The following is a 6,280-nucleotide window of genomic DNA, read 5'->3' on the forward strand; positions in this document are numbered from 1 at the left end:
TATAATCCCATGTCCACCACCGTTAAAGACCTCCTCGATCCCGCGCACCTGACGCAGATTGCGAACATGCAGTTGCTGGCGCGGACGGCCGTGGAGGGCTTTCTCAGCGGGATGCATCGCAGTGTGTTTCATGGTTTTGGGACGGAGTTTTTGCAGTATCGGAATTACTCGCCGGGCGAGGACTTGAAATACCTCGACTGGAAGGTGCTCGCGCGCAGCGACAAGCTTTACACGAAGGTCTATCAGGAGGAGACGAACATGAACGTCACCGTGCTGCTGGACTGCTCGGGCTCCCTTGATTACGCAGGAAGCCGCGCGCCCTGCACGAAGTTTCGCTACGCCGCGATGATCGCCGCGTGCATCGCTTATTTAGCCGGTCGCCAGGGTGACAACGTGGGCCTCTTCGCCTACAGCGACGAGCTGCTCGAAGCCGTTGAGCCAGGCCATCGCAGCGGGCAGCTTAGTCGCGTGATGCATTCCTTGGCGCGTCTCAAGCCGCATGGCGCCGCCGCGCATCAGCGCACGTTGGACAACCTCACGCATCCGTTCAAACACCGCGGCATCGTGGTGCTGATCTCTGACATGCTGGAGTCCGAAAACGAGTTGCCGCGCCTGCTGCGCAATTTCCGTTACCGCCACTGCGACGTGATTGCCCTGCAGGTTCTCGACCCCGATGAACTTGATCTCCCGCAGCCCAAGGTGACGCGTTTTCAGGACATTGAAGCGGGCAAGGAAGTTGTCGCTTGGCCATCCTCCGTCCGCGAGCAATACACGCGCCGCATGGACGAATTTCTTGCGACGCTGAAGACCGGTTTCTTTAAGAGTCAGGTCGATTACCTGCGCCTGCAAACGACCGACAGCCTTGGTCTCGCGCTCGCCCAATACCTCCATCACCGCACTTTGTGACCCTCACAGATTTCCCCATGCCGCAACCAATCAAGCACCCGAACCCAAGGCACGCCGAATGTTAGCATTCGGCTCTCCAGCCTTTCTTTGGGCGCTGGCGGCGCTCGCAGCGCCGGTGATCGTGCACCTGATCAACCGGGAGCGCGCGGTGGTGCTGAAGTTCCCGTCGATCCGCTACATCGAGCAATCCCGCCTGCCGCAGCAGGGCCGCCGACGCCTGCGTGACTGGTTGCTGCTGTTGATGCGCCTGCTGGTCTACGCAATGGTGATCCTGGCGCTGGCGAACCCGCGTTGGGTCAGTGAGGGCGATGCGGCGCCCGTCGAACCGGAAACTCCGGTAGCGGTGGTCGTGGTGGATGCCTCGGCGAGCATGTCGCACCGCGCCACCTTCAACAACCTGACCGAGGCGCTGAAGCAAGTCGTCGACGGGCAACCGGTGGGCGCGGAAATCGGCTTGGTGATCTACGATGATCAAGTGCGCCTCGCGCTTGAGCCGTCCACGGACCGCAGCGCCGTCCTTGATGGGTGGCGCGACTCAAAGCCGACATTTGATCGCGCGGGCAAGCCATCGTTGGGTTTTGCGGAAGCCGTGCGCCTGCTGAATGGCCGTCCAGGCGAGGTATTTGTGTTGTCCGATTTTCAATCGACCGACTGGCAACAGGTCGCCGCGCCGCGATTGCCGGAAGGGTCAACGTTGGAGCTTATTTCAGTCCGTCCGGACCCCTGGAACAACGTGGGCATCCAGTGGGTGAAGGCGTTTAACAAGCGCGACGGCAGTCTCCGCATTTTCGCACGGGTGCGTAATGACAACGCGGCGCCCGTGACAGCGCGTTTGTCACTGGATCTGCCCAGGGTGGAAAAGGAGATCACGCTCCAGCCCAACGCTGCGGAACTGGTGACCATCGACGTGCGCGCCGAAGACAACGCATCCGGCCCGCAGGCGGCGGAGCTGAAATTGGCGGTCGTCAGCGACGAATCCCACCCGGAAACCAATCCCTACGCGGGCGACGACACGTATTATTTCTGGCTGGGCGATCCCGGCTCAGCGGTGGTTGGCGCCTTGTTGCCCCTGGATGCTGAGCCCGGCAAAATGCGGGAAGCCAGCTTTGTCTCCCGCGCCTTGCAGGTGGGGGACGATTCCAGCGCCTCGCAGTTCGATTTCCTGCCCGTCAGTGGTGATGAGCCCAACTGGATCGAGCAAATGAACGCCATTTACCTGCCGGGCACTGGCGCTTATTTCGACGCGACAATGTGGGGGCAAATGAAGACCTTTGTTGAGAATGGCGGCGTGTTGTTCGTGACTCCGGGCAAGAACGCGCCTCGCATGTTCCGTGGGATGCGCGAAGCTGGCATCAGCAAAACGGCGTATGTTGGCAAGCCGCGCCGCGCGCGCAATGAGGCTTCGACTTACCGTATCGGCGAGTTGCCAGTGGATGGCGCTTTGGCCAAGGTGTTTGACGACGACGCGCGCGAGGACCTCTACCTGACGGACATTTACGAGCACTGGCAGGTCAAGCCCGGAGCTGGCGCCGAGGTGCTGCTGCAGACCGAGGACGGCAGCCCGCTGCTCATCCGCGAACGTCTCGGCAAAGGCGCAGTCGTGGTCAGCGCGCTCGAATTTGATCCGGCGATGACGGACCTCGTGCTGCGCAATTCGTTTGTGCCGGTCTTGTGGGAAACTTTGGGCGAATCTCTGGCAGCCGACGAAGGCGTGCCAAGCATTTCGGTCGGCGAACCCGTACCAGCTGACCTGACGCCCAATGGCATGGCTGGCGAGTTTGACACCTCGCGCCCAGGCGTCGTGATGGTGGGCAACACCGCAGTGCAGGTGAATGTTTCGCGGGCAGAGTCGGTTGCCCAAGGCGCTGTGCTGGCTGATGTTCGCGCGCGTCTGTTGGGCGAGCAAACCGGGCCGCAACTCGCCTCGACTGCAGCCGCCGGTGAAGAGCCGGGCGAGCCTTTATGGCCTTGGCTGGCGGCTTTTGCGCTGCTAGCTTGCATCCTCGAAACCGCGCTCACGACGCGGATGGAACACGGAACGGAGGTCGCGGCTTGAATCCATTGCCCGAATTTTTTGAACGACTGAAACTGCAACGGGGCGCGCTCCTGTGGCTGTTGTTGATCGTGCTGGCGTTCTCGTTTTTAGGCGCATTTAGCTTGGCGGTGCTGGTGGCCAATGCGTTGAACGGCATTGACCCGTGGCTGGAAAGCAGCGCCTTTAAGCTGATCCTGTCCCTGACCGTGCTTGGGCTAACGGCCTACTTGCTGGCCCTGGCCTACGCCGTCGTGCGCCGTCCGAGTCTCATCACGCTGGCGCGGATGGTGGAAGAGCGGCACCCGGACTTGCGGGAAAGCCTCTCGACCGCTGTGGAAATCCAGCAGCGCAAGGGCGGGCCGACGAATGCGCTCGAAGCCGCGCTTTTCCAGTCCGTGGAGAAGCGTTCGGAGGAGATTAATTTTCGGACGGCGACGCTGCCGCAGCGCCTGCATCCACTGGTGGTGATTGGCCTGGTCATTGCGTCGTTCTTCCTGTCGAACTGGGCGCGCGAATCCGCAATCATGCTCAAGGCGCAGTATTACTTGGCGGATCTGCGTGCGGGCGAGCAAACTGGCCTCGCGATTGAGCCCGGCAACGCCGATGCGCCCGTTGGCACAGACCTTGACATCACAGCGACCATCAATCGCTGGCGGCTCGAAGCATTCATCGACTATCGTGTCGATGGGCAGGTGGAGACTTACCCGATGTCGATGGTCGGCGAGCGCGAGTTTGCCTTTACCGCTTATGCGTTGGAGTCGGATTTTGACTACCGTGTGCGCACGCCCTCGCTGGAGTCGGATTGGTATTCGGTGACGGTGTTTGATCCGCCCGTAATCGACGAAGTGGAAATCAAAGTCACCCCCCCCGCTTACACGAAGGAGGAGCCATTGGCGTTCACGCAGTTGCTCGATCTCTTTGCGCCAGAGGACAGCAAGGTGTATTTCCGGTTGGACACGGCGCCGGGCATCGAGACGTGGCTCCGTGTTGGCGAGGAGGAGTATCCGTTCGAAGGCGAGGTCCAGATCACGGCTCGCGAGACGACGGAATACCAGTTCCGCCTGCGCAATGATGAGGGCCGCGAAGCTGTCACCGAAAGCTATGTGCTCGAAGTGAGGCCGGATGAGCCGCCGACGGTCGCGCTGATCGAGCCGGGGCGCGATGTCCAGGCCTTGCTCGATGAAATCGTCCCGCTCGATATTTACTCGGCTGATGATTATGGCGTGAGCCGCGTTGAGGTGGAAATTTCGGTGTCCGGCCTGCCGCGCTCGCCTATCAAGGTCTTTACGGCGCCGGACGGCAATTACCCGCTGGAGCAAACGTCGCTGCCCAACATCGAGTTGTCGCGTCTGGGGGTGGAGTTTGGCGATGTTATCACCTATTTTGCGAAGGTTTGGGATAACCGGGAGCCTGAGCCCCAAATGAGCCGCTCGGAGATTTACTTCATCGAAGCAGTCGAGTCCATCGATGGTCCGGAGCAGGAGCAGGAGGATTCGCAGGGCGGCGGAGGCGGCGGCCAAAGCGAGGAAGATGTCGACCTCCGCGCGATCATCACTGAGCTGAAGCGCCTCATACGCCTTGGTTACCGCGCCGATGCCGAAGTCGGCGAGCGCCGCACGCTGGGCAGTCAGGAGCTGGGCGCCAGCTTGGGTAAGGTCGCCACCGAGTCCAATAGCATACTGGCGCAGGTTGGCGCGATTTTGGGCACCGTCGACGAGGGCAGGCCGTATGAAATGTTCCTCGATGCGATTTACAAGATGGTCGAAGCCGAGGAGCTCGCGAACGCGAACCAGCCGGGCGAAGCGACCGTCCCTATGCAGGAATCGATGTCCATGCTGATCCGGCTGGAGAAGTATTTGCAGGCGCTGTTCCCCCCCCGGCAACAACAGGGCGCCAGTGGGCAAGGGCAGCCATCGCAGGGGCAGGGCCAAGGCGAAAGCGAGGAGGAGAGCGAGGGCGAGAGCGGCATGTCGATCGCCGAAATGCAGGATGCTTTGGAAGAAATGAATCGCCTGGCCGACGAGCAGGCGGCGATGAACCGACGCTTTGACCGGTCCTCCGGCATGGGGGAATCCGAGCGCAACGAGCTGCAGGAAATGCAGCAGGAAATCGGCGAAGAGGTGGATAAGTTGACCAATGAACTCAGCCGCCTGATGCAGGGCATGGATGTCCGCGACGCCTTGCGGGGCGCCGAGGGGCAAATGGAGCAGGCTGCCGGAGCCGCCCGACAGGGGGACTCCAGTCGCGCCAGTCGCGCCGGAGCGCGCGCCCGACAAGGGCTCATGGACGCCGCCGGTCTGATGGACGAGCGCATTCGCAAGCAGGCCACGGCCGCCATTTCCGGGCTGGCGCAGCAGGCCGAGAAGCTTTCGCAGGGGCAGGGCGCCGCCGCAGCCGATAGCCGTGGGGCCGCCGCAGGCAACCCCGACGACGCGCAGAAAGATGCGCTCAAGGAGCAGCAGCGCGGACTCAACGACAATTGGGACGACTTGCGCAAGGAGATGGAGCAGCTCACCGGCGAGCTCAACAAAGTCTTCCCGGAAGCCGCTGAAGCGCTCGACAAAGTTGCCCGCCAGGCGCGTGAGCAGAACGTGGACCGGAATATGTCCCGTGCGGCCAATGCCCTGCTTTACGGGCGATTTGAACGGGCGTCGGATTCTCAGAACGCCGCCGCCGAAGGCTTGGCGGAAATCGCGAGCCAGCTCGATGCCGCCGCAGGAACGTTGCCCGGCCTATCGCCCAGTGAATTGCGTCAACTGCTCGAACGCGTGGCGGAAGCGCGCAGTCAGCTTGGCCAGGAAGGCCAGGGGGAGGGTGAAGGAGAAGGCCAGGGCGAAGGGCAGAGCGAGCAAGCCAGCCAGTCCGGCGAAGGTCAATCCGGGGAAGAAGCGCAGCCGGATTCACGTTTTGGCAACCTCGGCGATTCCATTTCTCAGGCTGGTCGCGCCTTGCAAGACCAATCCTTGGAACGCCTAGGTTCGGAGCTCAATGCGACCAAGGCGGGCGAAGGCGCTGGTGGGACCTCCGCCGCCTCCGTTCTCGACGCCACTGCGCGCACGTTGCAGGAATACCTGATGCGCGAAATCGGCGAACAGCGCATGCGCTTTCAGCAGGAGGGTGGACCGCCCCCCGAGAAATACCGCGAACTGGTGGAAGAGTATTTCCGCGATTTGGCCGAAGAGCCCGGCCGACAATAGATACACCGATAACGACCGGTGTCTCACCGGACAAAGGGCAAGCTTTGGAGCAACTTCATGATGCCTCTAGAGCACTTTTCATCTAGATTGGCCGATCAGGCCGCAGTGATTTTTCGTGTCCAGCAAGGCGGCTTGAGCGTCG

The 6,280-nt window shown here is 61.8% G+C and carries 3 protein-coding genes; all 3 read left to right on the forward strand.

Annotated features, from left to right (window positions below; all coding sequences use genetic code 11):
- Positions 1-9: 9 nt before the first annotated feature.
- The 3 genes from RBB63_RS21625 to RBB63_RS21635 are packed head-to-tail and all read left to right on the forward strand — an operon-like array spanning position 10 to position 6,138.
- Positions 10-906 (forward strand): DUF58 domain-containing protein, encoded by an 897-nt coding sequence (locus RBB63_RS21625; RefSeq protein WP_309387349.1) that lies wholly within the window; start codon positions 10-12, stop codon positions 904-906.
- A gap of 58 nt (positions 907-964) precedes the next feature.
- Entirely contained in the window at positions 965-2,962 is a 1,998-nt protein-coding gene (locus RBB63_RS21630) for a BatA domain-containing protein (RefSeq protein ID WP_309387351.1), read from the forward strand.
- Complete coding sequence (locus RBB63_RS21635) at positions 2,959-6,138, forward strand: DUF4175 family protein (RefSeq protein ID WP_309387353.1); 3,180 nt, start codon at positions 2,959-2,961, stop codon at positions 6,136-6,138. Before RBB63_RS21630 ends, RBB63_RS21635 begins: the two co-directional genes overlap by 4 nt.
- Positions 6,139-6,280 lie beyond the last annotated feature (142 nt).

It is taken from the genome of Cerasicoccus frondis, assembly GCA_031296915.1.
GTDB lineage: Bacteria > Verrucomicrobiota > Verrucomicrobiia > Opitutales > Cerasicoccaceae > Cerasicoccus > Cerasicoccus frondis.

Bases quoted from the DNA above. Each gene is read 5' to 3' on its own strand.
- RBB63_RS21625 (WP_309387349.1), top strand. From the start codon at position 10: ATGTCCACCACCGTTAAAGACCTCCTCGATCCCGCGCACCTGACGCAG.
- RBB63_RS21630 (WP_309387351.1), top strand. From the start codon at position 965: ATGTTAGCATTCGGCTCTCCAGCCTTTCTTTGGGCGCTGGCGGCGCTC.